General features: G+C 47.0%; 13 protein-coding genes. 7 read left to right on the top strand and 6 right to left on the bottom strand.

Annotation, left to right across the window (positions count from 1 at the left end):
• Positions 1 to 182 precede the first annotated feature (182 nt).
• From J3U75_RS08290 to recC, 3 genes are read right to left on the bottom strand one after another with little or no spacing between them, the layout of a single operon-like run.
• Positions 183 to 584: a hypothetical protein gene (locus J3U75_RS08290; protein WP_267391472.1), complete on the bottom strand. Its 402-nt coding sequence runs from the start codon at positions 582 to 584 to the stop codon at positions 183 to 185.
• 50 nt (positions 585 to 634) lie between these two features.
• Complete coding sequence (gene recB, locus J3U75_RS08285; protein WP_267391471.1) at positions 635 to 4,264, bottom strand: exodeoxyribonuclease V subunit beta; 3,630 nt, start codon at positions 4,262 to 4,264, stop codon at positions 635 to 637.
• Entirely contained in the window at positions 4,261 to 7,488 is a 3,228-nt protein-coding gene (recC, locus tag J3U75_RS08280) for an exodeoxyribonuclease V subunit gamma (protein WP_267391470.1), read from the bottom strand. The genes recB and recC overlap by 4 nt, the downstream gene beginning before the upstream one ends.
• Positions 7,489 to 7,730: 242 nt before the next feature.
• Between recC and J3U75_RS08275 the strand changes: the two genes are divergently transcribed.
• Positions 7,731 to 8,102: a hypothetical protein gene (locus J3U75_RS08275; RefSeq protein WP_257377951.1), complete on the top strand. Its 372-nt coding sequence runs from the start codon at positions 7,731 to 7,733 to the stop codon at positions 8,100 to 8,102.
• Between the two features lie 77 nt (positions 8,103 to 8,179).
• On the opposite strand, the gene dsbD is transcribed toward J3U75_RS08275, so the two are convergent.
• Positions 8,180 to 10,039, bottom strand: a complete 1,860-nt coding sequence (gene dsbD, locus J3U75_RS08270) for a protein-disulfide reductase DsbD (protein WP_267391469.1) — start codon at positions 10,037 to 10,039, stop codon at positions 8,180 to 8,182.
• 154 nt (positions 10,040 to 10,193) lie between these two features.
• Positions 10,194 to 10,967 (bottom strand): GTP cyclohydrolase FolE2, encoded by a 774-nt coding sequence (folE2, locus tag J3U75_RS08265; protein WP_267391468.1) that lies wholly within the window; start codon positions 10,965 to 10,967, stop codon positions 10,194 to 10,196.
• 257 nt (positions 10,968 to 11,224) lie between these two features.
• Here folE2 and J3U75_RS08260 point away from each other — a divergent pair, with 257 nt between their 5' ends.
• Genes J3U75_RS08260 through J3U75_RS08250 form a run of 3 tightly spaced genes read left to right on the top strand, consistent with a single transcriptional unit; the run spans position 11,225 to position 14,008 of the window.
• Positions 11,225 to 12,382, top strand: a complete 1,158-nt coding sequence (locus tag J3U75_RS08260) for a trans-sulfuration enzyme family protein (protein WP_267391467.1) — start codon at positions 11,225 to 11,227, stop codon at positions 12,380 to 12,382.
• Between the two features lie 20 nt (positions 12,383 to 12,402).
• Positions 12,403 to 13,185: a J domain-containing protein gene (locus tag J3U75_RS08255; protein WP_267391466.1), complete on the top strand. Its 783-nt coding sequence runs from the start codon at positions 12,403 to 12,405 to the stop codon at positions 13,183 to 13,185.
• Positions 13,186 to 13,234: 49 nt separating this feature from the next.
• Positions 13,235 to 14,008 (top strand): ferredoxin--NADP reductase, encoded by a 774-nt coding sequence (locus tag J3U75_RS08250; protein ID WP_267391465.1) that lies wholly within the window; start codon positions 13,235 to 13,237, stop codon positions 14,006 to 14,008.
• Positions 14,009 to 14,456: 448 nt separating this feature from the next.
• Here J3U75_RS08250 and J3U75_RS08245 read toward each other — a convergent pair whose 3' ends face one another.
• The gene (locus tag J3U75_RS08245; protein ID WP_267391464.1) at positions 14,457 to 15,101 is read right to left on the bottom strand and encodes a cysteine hydrolase; all 645 of its coding nucleotides are present in this window, start codon (positions 15,099 to 15,101) and stop codon (positions 14,457 to 14,459) included.
• Between the two features lie 158 nt (positions 15,102 to 15,259).
• Here J3U75_RS08245 and J3U75_RS08240 point away from each other — a divergent pair, with 158 nt between their 5' ends.
• From J3U75_RS08240 to secA, 3 genes are all read left to right on the top strand, one after another.
• Positions 15,260 to 15,556, top strand: coding sequence for a MerR family transcriptional regulator (locus tag J3U75_RS08240; protein ID WP_267391462.1), 297 nt, complete (start codon positions 15,260 to 15,262; stop codon positions 15,554 to 15,556).
• An 11-nt stretch (positions 15,557 to 15,567) separates the two neighbouring features.
• Positions 15,568 to 15,984 carry a DciA family protein gene (locus J3U75_RS08235; RefSeq protein WP_267391461.1) on the top strand — a complete coding sequence of 139 codons (417 nt, stop codon included), beginning with the start codon at positions 15,568 to 15,570 and terminating at the stop codon, positions 15,982 to 15,984.
• A 759-nt stretch (positions 15,985 to 16,743) separates the two neighbouring features.
• Positions 16,744 to 19,419, top strand: a complete 2,676-nt coding sequence (secA, locus tag J3U75_RS08230) for a preprotein translocase subunit SecA (protein ID WP_267391460.1) — start codon at positions 16,744 to 16,746, stop codon at positions 19,417 to 19,419.
• Positions 19,420 to 19,461: the final 42 nt, after the last annotated feature.

The following is a 19,461-nucleotide window of genomic DNA, read 5'->3' as shown; positions in this document are numbered from 1 at the left end:
TCTGATTTCCGGAATTTTACCCGATTAAGTAAGAATATGGATTTTGGGAGCTGATGTGTGTGACAGGCTGTTGTTTTTTTGATGGCAGGGTTTGGACAGTGGGGAAGCGGTCTATCTTGCTTAAATGAGTTTGCGGCAAAACTATGGTTTTGCCGCACGATAGGCGTGATGCGAATAGAAATTTAAACGCTAGGCTGCGGGCGTTGCTGTTTATGCTGCCACCATTTAAAAGCATAGCCGGCAATAACCGGAATCAGGGCGTAGATAATGAGTGCTGTCCAGCTGCCGTACCAATGTACCAATTTGGTTGTGCTGCCATCACTATTGAGCATGATTTCGCTTGAGCCGTGGTGAATGGCTCGCCACCAGCACATTACCAGTAAACCCAAAAATAATGGCCATATGTTGCGCGTGCGTGCGCGTTGCCATAGCAGAAAAAACACCAGTGCCCACACCAGTGTCAAGGTGGTGACGAGCAAACCAGTATCTGTTGGCAGTTGCAGATAGCGGCAGATAATAAAGGTGATCACTACCCAGATGCCGGCGAGAATGGCCATGATGAATTCTTCGGGTTTATTTAGCATGCTGTTGCTTCCTTAGCGAATTTACGGCAGTTACGTTCAATATACCGCAGCTATTTTGCTTTGTCATGTGCTGGCAGCCATGGCTTCAGGGTACTGGTATCGATATCCCACTGCCAGATGCCATGCTGATTGAGCGGATTAAGGCCGCGCAGAAACAGATATCGTACGCTGATGGTGGTCGGCAGCTGGCCGTGGCTGTGCAGAAATCGGGCGCAGGCGATGCTGTAGATGAGTGCCTGTAAATAGTAATGATGTCTGGCGATAGCGGTGTCCATGTTTGCCTGGGTATAGTCGTCAAGGCGGTTGCCCAGATGGTTAGATTTGTAATCAATTACATATACTTGCCCGTTAATATCTTCGCCCATTAGGTCGATGGCGCCGTTGATATAGCCGCTGACGGTGGCAAAGTCTAGCTCTTGAGCTGCCTGAACACAGCATTCAGGCAGGCCGGGTGCTTGGGCAAACCACTGTTGTAAATCTGCGATATTAAAGTCGTCGACGTGTAGCATGAAATTCATTTCGGCAACGCGCTGTGTGATGGGCAGGCTTGCTATGGTGGTCTGTGCGGACAAGGGGCAGTGGCGTACGGCATCGCTGAGTTCCTGCATGGTAGCGGCATGGGTATTATCGAAACCGTAGCGGGCGAGACAGGCAAGTATTTGTTCTTGTTCGTCACTGTTGGCTGGCTGGCTAAATTCAGTCTGTTCTAGTATGGCATGCAGGCACAAGCCGGCATTGATGCCACGTTCAAATGCCAATAGGGCGGTTTCGGCTTCAGCGGCGGGGGTTGCAGGCTGTGACAATATTTCCGCCTGATCGAGTGCTGGTGCCAGTTTTTCTTCTTCGAGGCTGTGTTCGTGGTGACGGTATTCGTGGCGGCTTAAGCTGGTGAAGCTGGTATAGCGTACAGTCTGAAATTCTCGTGGTGGCAGGGTCAGGGCGCGATAGGGTTGCTTTGGCGCTGCTGCTTCATCCGCAACGGTAGGCGCAACACTGCCTTCGCACCAGTGAAACATGGATGTGCTGCAGCCGGCTAATCGTTTTTGCCATGCTGCATGCAGGGTGCTGGAGAGATTTTTTTTATGGGTTTGTTGCCAAAACTGTAGTGATTGTTCAAGTGTGCCGTCGGGCTGCCCGTCCAGTAACCATGCCATAGGGTTGCTGGCGGTGTTGTTGCAGGCGGCTGTATAGAGAATGAGTTGTTCACGGGCACGGGTGAAAGCTACGTAATACAGGCGCAAACGTTCGGCCATGCTTTCGCGTATCAATTCTGTGCAGTCAGTGTCGCTAAGAAGGCTGCTGGCAATCAGTTCTGTCTTATCCTGCTGATGCAAGCGCTGCCAATTTTCCTGATTGTTGATGGCCTCTTTGCCGTCCCAAACAAAAGGACAGAATACGACAGGATATTCTAGCCCTTTGGAGGCATGCATGGTAACAATTTTAACCAATGCTTCGTCGCTTTCCAGCCGCAGCAGGCTGTTTTCAGCGGCCGGCCGTTCGTTGTCGATGGCACTGGCTAGCCAGTCGAGCAAGGCGGTGGCGGTGGGCAGGGTTTGTTCGGCGTCGGCAAGTAATTCAGTGAGTTGCCACAGATTGGTCAGGCTGCGTTCATTGCGCTGGCTAAGCAGGTTCGTTTCCATGCTGGTGTGGCCGGCAAACCACTGCATGGCGCTATAAATCCCGTACTGCTGCCATAGCTCGCGGGTTTGCTGTGCCAGTTGTATCCATTCGCTGAGGTCGTTTTCGTTTTCGTTCAGTTGTGCCAGTTGTGCCGCTGTTTGGTTATACAGTATGCCGCCAAGAATAAAGCGCAAAATTTCGGTACGTTGTGGTTGCAGCCAAAAACGGAGCAACGCCAGTACAGCCTGTGCTTCGGTACTGGCAAATACGGACTGATTACCCAGTGACACACTCATGATACCGCAGCGTTTAAGGGCACTGGCAATCATGCTGCCCTCGTTGTGGGAATGTACCAGTACGGCGATGTCGCCTGCCTGTAATGGCCGAGTATTGAGTAATAGTTCATCTCGTCTGCCTTGATTAATCAGGCTGGCTATTTCGTGGGCACAGCATTCTGCTGCACGTACACGCAAACTGTCTTTATTTGGGATAAGCTCTTCGCCTTTGCTGTTGAGCTCAATTTGTTCTGGTAGCCAGCGTACGACCACGGCAGGTACGACTGTTTTGTTCAGTCTGCTATGCAGGCGGCTTTCAAGCGCCTGTGCTTGTACCGGTGGGTAATCGATACCTTCCAGCACAAATGGCAGCTGTTTGCCATTGAAGAGATGCCCGATTGCCTGTATGAGTGCCTGATGGCTGCGGTAATTGGTGGTGAGGGTGTAGCGTTGTTGCGGCGGAGTATCGGCGGCAGCACGTAGATAGGCATGAATGTCGGCACCGCGAAAACGATAAATAGCTTGTTTGGGATCGCCAACCATAATCAGTGGTCGATTTTGCTCGGCGAAAGCGGTTTTGAATATTTTGTATTGCAGCGGGTCGGTGTCTTGGCATTCGTCTACAAGTGCTATTTGCCATGTTTGTGCTAATGCGGCAGCCAGTGCAGAGGCCATGGGATTTTCTGTAGATAGTGCCATACCAACGTCGGCAAGAAGGTCGTCGTAGCTGCGCTGATGGCTGTGGCGCCGATGTTCGCTCAGACACTGTTTTACGTAATTGAAGCAATCCAGCTGTAATTGCAGAACAACACTGGTGTCTGCTGCTTGCAAGGCACTGAAGGCAGCGGCCAACTCGGCTAATACCGCTACTTCCGCTACCAGTACATCGTTTAGAGTTTGTCCTTTTCTGGTTTTTTCGTGCAGTTGGTCGGTAGCCAGTTTGGCACATCTTTCTAGTGTCGCTGTGGAAAAGATTGGTATGCTGGCTACACTTTCCAGAGCTGATTGTAGGTCGCAGAAAAGTTGTTGGTAGCTGCTGGTGCGATAAATATTGCCGTTGAGTTGTGGCTGTAATTGCCAGAATGCATCCTGAATATGAGCAAAGCGCGTACAGACAGTGTGCCAGGTCTGCTGCCAACATGCATGGATGGCATCTTTGTTTACAGCCGGCGGCTGACGCAACTGGATATCGGCTATGCCACAATAACGACCCATTTCACGCATTAGGCGTGCCGGTGTTAGTTTGTAGGTTACCGCAAGCTCAGCCAGGTTGTTGTTATTGCTGACTTGCCGGCGCCAGAAATCTTCGGCAAACCGGCACAATAGTTCAGGGTCGGTTTCGATGGTTTCAGTATCAAACGGTGTCTGGCACAAAAAGGCGTAGTCAGTGAGTACGCGCTGACAGAAGCCGTGAATAGTGTAGACGGCGGCGCGGTCGAATTGGGTAATCGCTGCCTGTAGGCGCAGTATCAGACTCGTTTCGTCTTCCTGAGCGCGCGCATAGTCAATGAGTTGTTGCAGTACCGGATCGTTTTGTTCGGCGGGCAGAGTGTTTTGCAGTAAGGCCAGAGCTTGATTGAGGCGTATCCGCAGGCGGGTTTTTAGTTCGGCTGTGGCGGCTTTGGTGAAGGTCACCACCAGTATGGCATCTACCGGCATGTGTTCCAGCAATACCAGCCGTGCAAACAGTGCGGCGATGTTGAAAGTTTTGCCGGTACCGGCAGAAGCTTCTATGAGGCTGCTGCCGTTTAAAGGCATGGTAATGGGGTTTAAGGCTTGGCTCATTGTTCTTTTTCGGCAGTTTCCAGCGCGGCCATCATTGGCAGCAGTAGTTCTTCAATCAGCTGCCAAAACAGCGGGCTGTCAATCGGCAGGGTTTCGTCACGGCCGAATACTTGGGCTACTTCGGGATATTCGGCCTGCGGTTTGCCGTTGTGGCTGTCCATATACATTTTAAAAGCTGCGCTTCGTTCTTCCGAGCCATATTCTGGTAGGGTGTTTGCTTTTTGTCGGCGCTTATACCAGCAGCGGGCGGCACTGAGACTGGTTTTCGGAAAAAATGGCAGTGGCCGGTATTGCCCAAGCTGGTAATAATCCAGCCATAAGGCCAGCTGCGCCTGTGCATCCGGCCGGCTTAGTGCGGCTAGCTTGCGAGGCTGGGGCGGGTATAGCTCGTAGGTATCCTGTTTAAACTCAGTGGCGCAGGCGCAAAAAAGTAAATGGCGCAGGTACAATTCAATGTTATCTGGTGCGGTGGGCGCCTGAGTGCGCTCGAGTAATTGTCCGCACTGGTGTATATGGCTGATGTTGCCACTGAGTTGTAGCTGTTGATGATTGAAAACGAAAACGATATCGGCTACAGCGGGGCTAAACAGTATTTCACCATCCAGAGCGAGTGTTTGGGTGCGTAAAGTCTGGCTGACAACTAAACCAAGCGCGCCTTCTGGCACCAGTCCGCTGACCGCCAATGCTGCATCCACGTCGTTAAAATCCAGATGCTGCTGGCGCGCGCGCGTGTAAGCACTATAGATTAGGGCGCTGTTTTCAATGGCAAATGGTTCTGCGGCGCTGACTGGTGCTTCTTGATACGGTGCCTGCCATTGCAATTGTTGTTGTAGCCAATGGCGTACCGGATTGCGCCAGAAACGGATAAACGTTTCAATATCAATTTCTTGTGGTTGTGGTTCGCCTTCTTCTGTGGCTGCATAAAATGGCAGTGGCTTGACCATTTTTTGATTCAAAGCTTCGGCATAATCAGAGCGGCTGCTATTCAGGTCTCCGTTAAAATATCGATAGGAAAACGGTTGTAATGGATGGCGAATGATATGTTGCTGATTAAACTGCAACGGGTTGCAGCCGGTCATAGCCGACAGTACATCTATTAGCTCATGCAGTAGGGCAGAGGGAGCCAGCTCTTCGTTTTTACGTATATCTTTACCTATGTACGACAGATAAAGTTTTTCGCCTGCGCTCAAAATGGATTCGAGAAACAGATAGCGGTCGTCATTTCGGCGGGCACGGTCGCCTCGGCGTGGATGGCGGGCAATCAAATCGAAAACAGCGGATTTAGTGGTACGCGGATAGTCTCCGTCGTTTAGTCCAAGTAGGCAAATGCAACGAAAGGGTAGACTGCGCATCGGCACCATACTGCAAAAGGTGATGCCACCCCGTAAAAAGCCGGCCTGACGAGTACCGGATAGATAGTTCTGTAAATGCTCTATGGCGATTTCTGGCTCAATTAGACACTCAAATTGTGCCAGCTCTGCTTGTGCCTGCCATTCGCCAAGGCTGGTTTCCAGTTGCTGCATGGCTTGACCAGCCAGAGAATCCGCATCGGCTACATCGTGCAGGAGCAGGCGTGTGCGGGCAATCCAATCGCTGATGCTGGCAGCGCTTTGCCAGCAACTGTGGTGCTTAATCAGACAATCAATTAACTGTTGTCCCCGAGCTAAAATCTCTGTCTGGCCAACATCGCCAAACCATGGCAATTGTTGCTGCCACAGGGCAGTGCGTTTATCGTCTGGCAGCAGCCAGCCTAGTACAGTTCGTTCTCGTGCTTGCTGCCAAGTAAAAAGTTTGCTTTCACCGCCATATTTATGGCGCATATCTGTGTCTATGCCCCAGCGAACACCTTGTTCTCGCCAGACACGGCTAATTAGTTCCACGTCGCTGTCACTTAAATCGAAACGTGCGCGCAGCGGTGATTCGTCTAATAAGGGCTGTATGCTTTCGATGTCGAAGCGGCTTTGCATAAGTTGCAAGAGTTTTTCCAGCAATTGCAGTAATGGCTCTTGCAAGCTGATTTTTACATCAGCAATATTGTAGGGCAGTGCAGGGGTGTTGCCCTGAGTCTGACCAAATACCGCATGAATGAACGGTAAATAAGGCTCGATATGCGGAGTGAGTACGGCAATGTCTTGTGGCTGCCACTCTGGATGTGTGGCTAAATCCTGCATCAGCTGCTCTTTCAGAATTTGCAGCTCACGTAAGCAGGAGTGTGCAGACACAATCTGTATAGAATTATCATAAGCTTGCTGTACATAAGGTGGGTCGGTCTGTTTGGGATGGTGCAGACACTGAATATCGTTTTGTAGCCGGTGTAGCAGGCTGTCGGCAGTGTCGCCGCATTCTGCATAAACTGGTGGCATGTACACCACTTCGCCTAAATCATTGAGTGCATCAAAAAAATCACGCCCCTGTTTTCCCAGACTGGCGAGTAGTGGATGGCCGACCATACTTGAATCAGCTTGCTGATGCTCGAGCAGTAAATCAGCAGAAAGGACATTGCCCCAGTATTCGGCACATGGATTCACTGCAAACACATGTACATCAGTGTGCTGTGCCATTATCTGCAAAGCGTGTAGATAGACTGGTGCCAGAGTGGCAATGCCAAAAACAAAAATACGTTTCGGTAGGTGTTCTTCTCGCAGCTGTGACAAAAAATCTTGCATTAGGCCAGCACGATTGGGGAAATTGGTTTCTTTGCTTAGCCAATACCATAATTCTGCCTGCCAGTCCTCATCTTCTCCAAGACCAACTAATTCTTTTTTTTGCCAATTATTTATCCAATCATTGCGATAAATTAAATATTGGTCAAACATATCTGCAAGTTTGCCGGCAAGATGGTAGGGTGCCTGTATACTGCTTTCAAGGTATGATTGCAATGCTTTGGCAGTCAGGCATAATTGTGCTCCCTGTAAATCATTGCTACGAAACAGGCTGAATAGGCGCCAGCGCAGCACATCTGTCTGAAAAGGATTGAGTCTGGGCGTGTCAGGTAGAACTTTATGAGTTAACTGCCAGATGTAAGCAGCTGGTAGGCTGAAATGCAGATTGGCTGCGATGCCGTGTTCCTGAGCCAGATAGTGGTTGAGGTAGCGGCGCATGCCCTGACTTTGAACTACAATTTCAGTCGGAGTCCAAGCTGAATACTCGGCGGTGTGCTGATACACGCTGGCCAAAAGTGCAGCTAAATCAGATAAGTGATTGGATTGATAAACATACAGCATAACAGCTTCCGCCCCTGTTCAATATTGCTATTATAGCGGTAGCACGGTGGTTTGCATCTGATTCAGAACTGGAATTTGCTACTGAGGGCTGGTTGGGCTATCTGTATGAAGATAAATAAATATCGAAAAGAGCCTCTAGTTAAAAAAATAGTTAATGCTGGTCAAAAGCGGGAAAAAATTGGAAAATAGATGATTAAATACCCTGCCATAAGCAAGTATGGCATCAGAAGAAGGATATCACAGTGAGATTTGAAGGCGTCATTGATGAGCTGGCGGCAACTAAAGGTGTCATGGCGTGTGCTGTCGTGGATTATGAAAGCGGAATGTTTATAGATGGAGTCAGCCCGTCTGGCATGGATCTGGACATTCTTTCTGCAGGCAATACTGAAATTGTACGTTCCGAGGTAAAAGCTATTGCACGCCTCTATGGACAGGAAAGCAATGAAGATGCAATAGATGATATTCTCATCAGTCTGCACAAACAGTATTACCTACTGCGGCCGATGAAGAATGTGAAAGGCGTATTCATGTTTATGGTGCTCGACCGTAAAACTGCCAATCTGGCTTTAGCTCGGAGAGCACTAAAAGTAGCCGACCGCAAATATCACGACTAAACACTTTTCTTTGATATAGCCGATACAGTTTGTTATCTGCGCGGCAGCCTCTCTGCATTTGCAGCGAGGCTGCTAATTTATTGTGCTTTCTGTACTTGTTTGTCATACCAGCTTAATAATTCCGGTGCTGGTACATAGCCAATTAAGGGTTTACTGCGATAGCCGTTACTGTGTACCACAAATAGACCCGGTGGTCCGTACAAGCCATACTGTTGCAACATGTGTCGTTGCGCTGGTGTATTGTTGGTAACATCGATTTGTAAGAAGCGATCTTCTTCAATTACTCTTCTGACCGCAGCATTACTTAAAGTAAACGCTGTCATTTCTTTACAGGAAATGCACCAGTCGGCATAGAAATCCACGACTACCGGTTTGTCTGGATCCTTATCAAACAGCTCCTGCATGGCCTGTCGCAAATGAATTGGCTTAGTGAAATATCTTCCGAAATGCTGGCCGTTTGGCGGTGTTAATGTCAAAAAGCGATGGAGCGGGGTGACATGGTGCATGACGCTGGCTGTCATAAAATAAATACCACCAGTCAGAAATAGTATGCCGGCCAGTGCTGTGAACCAGCGTCTGCGTTTGGGGGCATAATACCACTGCCAGCCCAGATAACACGCCGGTGCTACCATCAGCAAGGTATAAATGATGATCACCAGATAGTAGTTTAGAAACGGGGTGGCAATATAAGTGGCCGCGCCCAATAGCATCAACCCGAATAAATATTTTACACACGTCATCCAGTTTCCGGCACGCGGTAGGATATGTACGCCAAATACGGAAATCAGAATCAGTGGAACACCAGTACCCAGTGCCATGACATACAGTGCCATACCTCCCAGAGCAGCATCACCGCTCTGACCAATATAGCCCAGCGCAAAAGCCAATGGCGGTGCAACACAAGGACCGATAATTAGTGCCGACAATGCCCCCATAACCAGTACTGATAATAAATGACCGCCACGGAAACGGTTGCTGATGCGTTGAAAATATGCCTGCCAGCTGGCGGGTAGCTGAATACTGTATAAATCAAACATCGACAATGCCAGAATCACCAATATTGCTGCTGCAGATAGCACTACTGCCGGCTGTTGAAGCCAGCCGGTGAGAAAAGCTCCGGTACGTGCCGTTACAATACCCACCACGGTGTAAGTAAAAGCCAGCCCCTGCACATACACAAACGACAGCAGAAATGCCCGCCATTTTGTAGTTTTCTGGCGCGAACCCATGACAATTGCCGACACAATCGGCAGCAATGGATACATACATGCCGTCAGGCTCAAACCCATGCCGGCAATGAAAAACGTCATTAAATTGGTAATTAGGGTTGTCCGGGATAACTGAAACAGACTGTCACTGCCCGAATTGCCAGACCAGTCTGGAGGTGGAGCAATAGCAGGAGGGCTGCTAAAACTATCCAGCTCCGGCTGAGTAGACGCAGAAGAGGGGACAATATGATATTTGCCAGTGCGGCTGATGGTAAGAGTATTTTCCACTGGCGGATAACAGATACCAGCTTCAGCACAGCCCTGATAGGATAAGGTCAGCTGATATGGTTCGGTTTGTGTGCCTTTGTTATAGCGCCAGACCACATCAGTATGTTGGTAATAAACCTCTTGCTTGCCAAAGAATTCATCCTCTTTCTGTTTTCCCGACTGGTTAAACTGAGCGGCACCGAGCACGCCCGCCGGCTCAGTAGTAGCTAGAATTTTATTGCGGTATAAATAATAGCCATTTGCAATAACAAAATGTACCCGTATTTCATTATCATGTACATTTAACTGTGGCACAAAAGCCTGTTCCGGCGGCAACAGTCTACCGTTATTACCGGCAGCCAGCCCAGCGTGGCTCAGAACCAATAGCAGCGCAGATAACAGCACCAAATGCTTCAGTAGGAAATCCGTGCAGACACGCAAGCGAGAAAAAGAGTGATACATAAATGTCACAGTAGCCAGTTTAATTCCAACCAGAACATCGAACTCAGTAAATGGCTACCAGCAAAATCAGGCGGGGGTAGCCATTCACTTCCCCTTATGTTTCCTAAGTTTATCCACACAGAAACGGATAAAGATTGAATGTTGAGATATCAAATCAGGGGTATTGTATCAGTGCATAGGCCGAGTGATTGTGAATAGATTCGAAATTTTCGCTTTCCACGGTAAAAGATTGAATGCGCGGGTCGGCTTTAAGCGCCGTAGCTACATCACGTACCATATCCTCAACAAATTTCGGATTGTCGTAAGCGTATTCAGTTACATATTTTTCATCCGGCCGTTTCAGCAGACCATATAATTGACAGGAACCCTGCTGCTCCACCATATCAATGATTTCTTCAATCATCACAGCTTCGCAGGATTGTAGTGTAACTGTCACATGTGAGCGCTGATTATGTGCACCGTAAGCCGAAATTTCCTTACTACACGGGCATAAGCTAGTTACCGGAATCATTACCTGCAACGTGTGCTGATAAATACCGTCCTTGATCTCCCCACAGAGCTTTACTTCGTAATCCAGCAGGCTGGAAATAGCCGTCACTGGTGCCTGCTTGCGCCGAAAAAAAGGAAAACGCATATTGATTTTACCAGCCGTTGCCTGTAGCTTCTGCAACATGCTCACGGTAAGCTCTTTGAGCGCCGCAAAATCAATGCTGACTTGCTGCGAATGCATTAACTCGACAAAACGAGACATATGCGTGCCCTTCTGCTCGGCTGGCAGCGCTACTGTCATGGTTAAATCAGCTATTGTGTGTTGTTCACCGGCCGCACTCATAATACATAGGGGTAGCCGTAAGCCCTTCACTCCAACCTGATTGATTGGCATATTGCGTTTATCAACACTGCTTTGCACATCGGCAATAGTGTCCATTCTGATGGTTTTCCTCTTGAAACAATGTCAAATCTGCCCGCCAGATACTATAAAAACATCCAAACTGGCGGCACATAAGGCGTAAAATTATACTGTATGGCTTAATTCCGAGCAAATCACTCGGGATTAGGTATTCGGCAACGTGAAGCTGCCTCAGAAGCAGGGTGCATGCTAAACTAAGCACCCGCGGCAGCCGGTATTTTGCCAGTACCTGCTGCGGTACCGACAAAACCAAGACTTATCCCAGCGGAGAAAATATGAAATTTGCCACACAGACCATTCATTCCAGTTATCAGCCTGAAGAGCATAACCGTGCTTTAATGCCGCCTATTTACCAAAATAGCATGTTTGCCCTGCATGAAATCGGCGAAAATATTTCGTTTCGTTATGCACGCATCTCCAACCCTACCCGTCAGGTGTTAGAAGATACGGTAGCCGAGCTGGAAAATGGTTGCGCTGGCTTTGCCTACGCCAGTGGTATGGCCGGAATTGATGCCGTGTGGCGTACTTTTCTGCGTCCAGGTGACACTATTGTGGCTGTAGCCGATATTTATGGTGGTGCCTACGACCTACTCACAGAAGTGTATGCCCAATGGGGCGTGAATGTTATTTTTGCAGACCTCACTAATCCAGCCAATCTGGATAGCATATTGGCACAAACAAAAGTCAAAATGGTATGGCTAGAAACTCCGAGTAACCCGTTATTGCGTCTGGTAGACATCGCTGCACTGTGTGAGAAAGCCAAAGCAGCCGGAGCCATTGTTGGTATGGACAATACCTTTGGCACTCCCTATGTTCAGCAACCGCTGAATCTAGGTGTAGACATCGTGTTTCATTCTGCTACCAAATATTTGTGCGGACATTCCGATGTATTAATGGGTATTGTCGTGGTTAAAGATGAGGCACATGCGCGGCAGTTGCGAGCACTGAGTATTCAAACCGGCGGCGTGGCCGGTCCAATGGACTGTGCGCTGGTATTGCGCGGTATCAAAACTCTGGTGGTACGCATGGATCGGCATCTGGCCAATGCAGCTGAGCTAGCGCGCCGGCTGAAGCTGCATCCGGCGGTAGAAAAAGTGTTTTATCCCGGCCTGCCTGAACACGAACATCACGATATTGCTTGCAAACAGATGAAGCATGGCTTCGGCGGAGTAGTCTCCATCTATTTACGCCAGAACAGCCGCGAAGCGGCCAACAGCGTAATTAAAAACTTGCGCCTAATCCGCATGGCTGCTAGCCTTGGTGGCGTGGAAAGCTTAATTAACCACAGCTCCAGCCAGTCGCACAGCGGCATGAGTAAAGAAGTAAAAGAAGCATTAGGTATTCGGGAAGGTCTGCTGCGTATTTCTGCCGGCATCGAAGATATCGAAGATATCTGGGAGGATATCAGCCATGCACTCAATACCTTGATTTAACCAGTGTAAGTGAACAATCCGTGCACAACTACTACGACGTATTAAATGTAGCTCCCGGCGCGTCTGCAGAAGTGATTCGCGCCGCCTATCGGGCTTTGTCTCAAAAATACCATCCAGACCGCAATCCGCATAATCCGCAGGCACATCAGCGCATGGCTGAAATCAACGAAGCCTACAACGTGCTCTCGGACCCAGAAAAACGCCATCATCATGATGTGTGGATTGCGCGCCAGAGCCTGCAAGCACATGTGTCACCGGCCTTACTGGCTCGAAAGCAGACCCCGTTTGCTCCGCCAGTTTTGCTACCCAATCATCAAGACCACGTGGTTGACCTGCACGACCATGGCCATGGATGGATGTGGATAGTGGGTATCGCGATTCTGATAGCCATGGGTGGCGTGTGGTGGCGACTGGCCTATCCGCCTGCGGAAAATACGCCGGCGCAGACCGGCGCACCAGTGCTAACAGCACCCAACGGACAGCTTTTTCCGCTTAAGGCTGCCTATGTATCCGGTTATCCAGTTTTGCGTGAACGCGGTAATAACACCATCATCGTGCACGCCTCATCCTTGCAATCGCCGGTATTTGCCCAATTATACGAATTGCACGCTGGAAAATTCACCGCTATCCGCTCTTTTTATATTCCAGCGGGCGAAACCTTTGCCCTGCATAAAATCGGCGATGGCGACTTCAGCCTGCAATACCAGCGTATCAACGATGGTAAATGGGCAGTAAGCGACGGCATTGAAATCAAAAATACCGAAATCAGCCGCAAATATCAGGACATCGATATCAGACTCTAACACAATACAGCGCCGCCGCTTGACTGGTGGCCGACACAGGAACAACTGCATGCAGGCTGCTGAAGCCAAATTTACCGAAGAAACTGTACTGTGGGTAAAATACCATACCCCGAAACTGCTGACTTTTGCCATTACCCGCCCCGAAGCTTATCGCTTCAGTGCCGGCCAGTTTGCGCGATTGGGTTTTCGCGATGGCGCTGGATATATCTGGCGCGCCTATTCCATTGTCTCAGCCGAATATGCTGAGACATTAGAATTTTTTGTGGTACTGATTGAAAACGGGCCGATGAGTGCAAGGCTGGCACAGCTAAAAGCAGAAGACACCATCCTGCTTGATAAATCTGCATTTGGCTTTCTATTGCCCGGCCGCTTCACCGATGGTGAACAACTGGTTCTGCTCAGTACCGGCAGCGGCATCGCACCGTTTCTGTCTATGCTACAACAACCATCGGTGTGGGAGCGTTTTCAGCAAATCGGGCTGGTGCATTCTGTTTCTCACGCAAATGAATTAATTTTTAGCAATTATATCAAAGAATTAAATCATCATCCGCTGGTTGGTGAATATGTTGATAGATTATCCTACCAACCAGTGGTTACCCGTGAAAATGTCACAGGTGCACTGCATGAACGTTTACCACAATTATTGTCAAATGGTTCTCTAGCCAAGGGCTTACAGCTTAATTTTACTCCAGAAAAGACTCGGTTTATGCTATGTGGCAATCCAAGCATGGTAGCTGATACATTTCAGTCACTGCTGAATATGGGCTATAGCATGCATCGCAATAGAGTACCAGGGCAGATTATTATGGAAAATGGTTTTTAACAAAGGCTACGATATTCAATTGCGTTCAGCATATTTTCCAATTTGAGATATTGTGAATTCATGCCTGAGTCGCTTGAAATATTTTTTTGCATGGTAATATTTAGACCAGTATACAAATGATAAAAGGTTGAAATAATTAAATTCTTTTTTAAACATTATCAAGCTAAAATCAAAAATTTCTACACTGTGATATGGTTGTTTTTTAATATATTTAATTAATTGAATTTAATGTAAAAATATTATAAATGCTGATTTTTTTTTAGCTAAAGCGATAAATTTGGATCCTACATTTTATTATAAATTAAAAATACCTTTTACCAGTTGTTTATACCGTTAGTTAATATTTAGAATAAATGTGAAGAATGTGATTTAGCTATCCCAATCATCAGGATAGCTAAACAGGATGTTCTATAAACTATTGAATTTATTTTAAATTTAAATTAAAAATTTAGCTATAGTCATATAGCCGCTCAAATTCGCCGGTCGTTATTGATTCACCATAATGGGGAACTGTATACTTCAGCATATGATCTTGTTGAATTCTATCAAATGTTCCAGTTGCATCACTAATAATGACTGGAAGATAGCCTTTGTCTTGAGCTTCACGGAAAGTTGATTCCACACAAACATTAGTAGCATATCCTACTAAATAAAGTGTTTCTATATTATTATTTCTTAGATAAACATCCAAATTGGAACCAGCAAATCCACTTGATCCAGTTCTTCCCATTACAATAAATTCTTCGTTTATTGGTGCTAAAGTTTCATAAAATTGTGAATTAAAAGTGTCAATAGGAAATGTACCATAGTGACTGATGGCACATCTCAAGCCTGTTTTTCCATTGGCTAATTCTGGATATCCCTTTTGAAATCTTAAACCACAGTGAATAATTGGCATCTTAATCTGTCTTGCATAGACCAAAGCTGATTCAATATTTTTGATTGAATCTTCAAATAAATCTTTATCTTTAAAGCTCTGATATAAATGGCCTGTTGGGTGAAGCCATTCATTTTGGCATTCGATTAGAACTAATGCAGATTTTTTTACATCATCTGTCTTTGATTTCAATGTGGTTAAATTTGCTTTTGTCATATTATGTCTCTGAAAATTAGCGGTTAGTACAGGATAATCAGCTGATTACATTGCAATTTGGTATTTAATTTTTATACAGGTATACTATTTTACAGAATAAATTTATTTTTGCAATTTATTTACAATCATTGCAAATAAATTCCAAATAAGGTTGTAATATGGCATTTGATGATAAATTTTTAGAAACACTTATTGTGGGTATTGGTGAGGTGTCTCAGATAACAGGAATTCCAACACGGCAAATCCGTTACTGGGAGGACAAAGGTATAGTATCCAGCCTTACAAATGGTGAAGGAAAAAATAGAAGATATAATTATATCAACATAAAAAAAATGCTTTTGATTAAAGAGCTGATAGATGAAGGCTATACATTAGAGACAGCGAACTTAAAAGTTGTTAAACGTATGGAAATGATTGAATCTACAATGAACTCTTTGAAATCAATTCAATCTTGACAGTGACTGCTATGAATCTGAACCATTTTGGCCAAAAAAATAAGCAACTTCAACAGTTGTTGGCACAGTCTACACACTGGCAACGTTTGACAAACTGTCTCAAGCAAGAATTGCCTGCCACCATGAGACCGCACTTTAATGTAGCTTGTGTGCGCGATGGATGTTTGGTCGTCATCGCCTATAACAGCATGGCCGCTTCTCGATTACGCATGGTATTACCGGCATTATTACCACAATTACAACTGATTGATGGCACGGTTGAATCAGTAAAAGTTAAAGTACAGCCACCAGATTTAAAGCCTGAAGTAGTTAAACAAGCTAGTTTGGGTCCAGAGGCGCGCAGTGCATTGTCACGCTCTGCTCAGGCCTTAGCCCATCATCCCGAACTGGCGGCTGCCTTACGCCGTCTGAGTGAAAAAAATATTTAAGCCAGTCAACTGTATCGCAAATTCGGATTTGTAGAGATTTCCGACTACTCATTAGAAATCATTGCTTCGATATTTAAATGGAATATTAATTCTAGCCAAATAAATATTATTCGAAAATATAAATTCAAATTCTAAATTTAATTTCTCTAGCTTGAAAACATGGTTTACATTTATTACGTTTTAATGAAAATCCACTACAGCATCAGGAGGAATATTCAAAAAAAAAGTTTATAACAAGCATTTACTGTATTATATATTAAAATATTTTATATTCATAAAAATATATCCCGATTATGCTGCTTTTCAAAATTTCATTTTAGCTTATCGGGAAATCCGGTACATATGTAATTGAAAACATACCAGCGAGCCATTCAGATTTTGTTTACGATATTTCCATTTCATTGGCGCAAATATAAACAAAGAATCAAATGTTAACATCTAAAATATTCTCTTTATTAGTTGCAGAAAATTTAATTTATATGCCATTTAATTGAAATAAAAAACCAGCCGACAACAAAGCCATGCGCCCCCCCATAACACATAATAGATTCATTTCTGTAGCAGCAGAACTTGGAAAAAGCGGATTCACCATTATATTAAGCCGCAGAAAACACAGCCTGTATTAGCCAGCTGGTCACATATTACGCATAATTGACACAGGCATGCAATCAGCCGCACAGTAGCACAGAGGCTTGTGTTAAAATTCCCTATTTCATGCTTACTTTTTACTGCGCCCTTTAGGTGCCGGACTATTGATTTATGTTGAAGAACCTGGCAAAAAAAATTCTCGGAAGCCGCAACGACCGGCTTTTGAAACAATATCGTAAAGAAGTATCCAAAATCAATGCCCTTGAACCAACCATTCAGGCACTTAGTGATACTGAACTACAGGCTAAAACAGCTGAATTCAAACAATGTCTGGCCGATGGCGAAAAACTGGACCACCTGCTGGTAGAAGCCTTTGCCGTATGTCGTGAGGCTAGCCGGCGCGTACTTGGCATGCGCCACTTTGATGTGCAGCTGATTGGCGGCATGGTGCTGCATCACGGCAAAATTGCCGAAATGCGCACCGGTGAAGGTAAAACACTGGTGGCCACCACAGCTGTGTATCTTAATGCTCTGGCTGGCAAAGGCGTGCACGTCGTTACAGTCAACGATTATCTGGCCGCTCGTGACGCTGGCATCATGCGTCCGCTGTATGAATTCCTTGGCATGTCTGTTGGCATCATTATCAGCAACATGGACCATGAAGATAAAAAAGCCGCTTATCAGGCTGATATCACCTACGGTACCAACAACGAATACGGCTTTGATTATCTCCGCGACAATATGGTCAGCGACTTGAGCGAAAAAGTACAGCGTGAGCTCTCATACGCTGTAGTCGACGAAGTCGATTCCATCCTAATTGACGAAGCACGTACTCCACTAATTATTTCCGGTCAGGCCGATGATAACGTCACTCTATATCAGGTAATGAACCAGATACCGCCGCAACTAATCGCCCAGAAGACCGAAGAAGGCGAGGGCGATTACTGGGTAGACGAAAAAGGTAGACAGGTCATTCTCAGCGATCAGGGGCATGAGCACGCCGAACAGATTCTCACCAAAATGGGATTGTTAAAAGAGGGCGATTCCCTTTACTCCACTACCAACATCATGCTGATGCACCATCTGATGGCTGCCTTGCGCGCCTATACCTTATACCAGCGCGACCAGCATTACGTGGTGCAGGATGGTGAAGTAGTGATTGTAGACGAGTTTACCGGCCGTCTGATGGCCGGCCGGCGCTGGTCTGATGGTCTTCATCAGGCAGTAGAAGCCAAAGAAGGTGTGGAAATCAATAAAGAAAACCAGACACTGGCTTCTATTACTTTCCAGAATTTCTTCCGCCTGTACGACAAACTAGCCGGCATGACCGGTACGGCCGATACCGAAGCATTTGAATTCCAGAATATTTATGGTCTTGAAACCGTCATCATCCCGCCAAATCGCCCGATGATACGTAAAGACCTGAACGACCAGATTTACCGTTCCATCGAAGAGAAGTTCGAAGCTGTAGTGGCTGATATCAAAGAACGCCACGCCAAAGGCCAGCCCATACTGGTCGGTACCACCAGTATCGAAAACTCCGAGCTGGTTTCCGCATTATTGGATAAAGAGCATTTGCAGCACAATGTGCTCAATGCCAAAGAGCATGCCCGCGAAGCCGACATCATTGCACAGGCCGGCCGCCCAGGCATGATTACCGTTGCCACCAACATGGCAGGCCGCGGTACCGATATCGTACTTGGCGGCAACATCAAGCCGCAAATCGATGCCATTCAGGACGACGAGAGTCTCAGTGAAGCTGCCAAAGCAGAAAAAATTGCCAAACTACAGGAACAATGGCAGCGCGATCACGATGCTGTAATAGCCGCAGGCGGGTTGCACATCATTGGTACTGAACGCCATGAAAGCCGCCGTATCGACAACCAGTTGCGTGGCCGCGCCGGCCGTCAGGGTGATGCCGGTTCGAGCCGTTTTTATCTTTCATTTGAAGACCCGCTGCTACGCCTGTTTGCCCTAGACCGTGCCACGGCCATTCTGAATCGCCTCGCGCCTGAACGTGGCGTTGCCATAGAAGCCGGTATGCTGACCCGCCAGATTGAAGGTGCCCAGCGTAAAGTGGAAAACCGTAATTTCGACATGCGTAAGCAAGTACTGGAGTACGACGACGTCGCCAACGACCAGCGTAAAGTGATTTACCATCAGCGTGCTGAAATACTGGCTAGCAACGATATCGACGGTCTGATGCAGGAAATTCGTCACGATGCTATTGTGGAAACGGTAGACAGCTTTATCCCGCCCGATAGCATGGAAGAGCAATGGGATATTGCTGGACTGGAGCACAAACTGGCCAGCGATTTCCACATCGAAGTTTCCATCAACGACTGGCTAAAAGAAGACAATAGCCTCGACAATGAAAGCATCTGTGAGCGCCTGCTAGACATGGTTGAAAAGGATTATGCTTATAAAGTCGAACAGGTTGGCCTTGAAACCATGCGTAGATTCGAACGCGATATCATGCTGCAAATCATCGACAACCGCTGGCGCGAGCATCTGGCCGATATGGATTACCTGCGGCAAGGGATTCATCTGCGCGGATACGCCCAGAAAAACCCCAAACAAGAATACAAACGCGAAGCATTTGAAATGTTTCAGGCCATGTGGAGCAACATACGCAATACCGTAGCCTCATTGCTGATTTCCGTGCGTTTCGAACAGGCGCCGGCAGAAGAAGAGACACTGCCGCCGCAGATGTTTGCAGCCGGTGCTGACGACGATGAGGATTACAGCCCCACAGCCATGGAAGCACGCGGCATCATTGTGCGCCGTAACGACCCTTGTCCCTGTGGCAGTGGCCTGAAATATAAATTGTGCCACGGCCGCCTGTAATTTCGACTAAATTATTTCATCATTCACAACAGGCTGTCGGGA

The organism is Snodgrassella sp. B3088 (genome assembly GCF_026535815.1).
Lineage (GTDB): Bacteria > Pseudomonadota > Gammaproteobacteria > Burkholderiales > Neisseriaceae > Snodgrassella > Snodgrassella alvi_E.
Note: the sequence above shows the minus strand (reverse complement) of the source record. Positions and strands in the feature narration are given on the sequence as shown.

Coding starts and splice junctions, on each gene's coding strand:
- J3U75_RS08290 (WP_267391472.1), bottom strand. CDS start 584: ATGCTAAATAAACCCGAAGAATTCATCATGGCCATTCTCGCCGGCATC.
- recB (WP_267391471.1), bottom strand. CDS start 4,264: ATGAGCCAAGCCTTAAACCCCATTACCATGCCTTTAAACGGCAGCAGC.
- recC (WP_267391470.1), bottom strand. CDS start 7,488: ATGCTGTATGTTTATCAATCCAATCACTTATCTGATTTAGCTGCACTT.
- dsbD (WP_267391469.1), bottom strand. CDS start 10,039: ATGTATCACTCTTTTTCTCGCTTGCGTGTCTGCACGGATTTCCTACTG.
- folE2 (WP_267391468.1), bottom strand. CDS start 10,967: ATGGACACTATTGCCGATGTGCAAAGCAGTGTTGATAAACGCAATATG.
- J3U75_RS08260 (WP_267391467.1), top strand. CDS start 11,225: ATGAAATTTGCCACACAGACCATTCATTCCAGTTATCAGCCTGAAGAG.
- J3U75_RS08250 (WP_267391465.1), top strand. CDS start 13,235: ATGCAGGCTGCTGAAGCCAAATTTACCGAAGAAACTGTACTGTGGGTA.
- J3U75_RS08245 (WP_267391464.1), bottom strand. CDS start 15,101: ATGACAAAAGCAAATTTAACCACATTGAAATCAAAGACAGATGATGTA.
- J3U75_RS08240 (WP_267391462.1), top strand. CDS start 15,260: ATGGCATTTGATGATAAATTTTTAGAAACACTTATTGTGGGTATTGGT.
- J3U75_RS08235 (WP_267391461.1), top strand. CDS start 15,568: ATGAATCTGAACCATTTTGGCCAAAAAAATAAGCAACTTCAACAGTTG.
- secA (WP_267391460.1), top strand. CDS start 16,744: ATGTTGAAGAACCTGGCAAAAAAAATTCTCGGAAGCCGCAACGACCGG.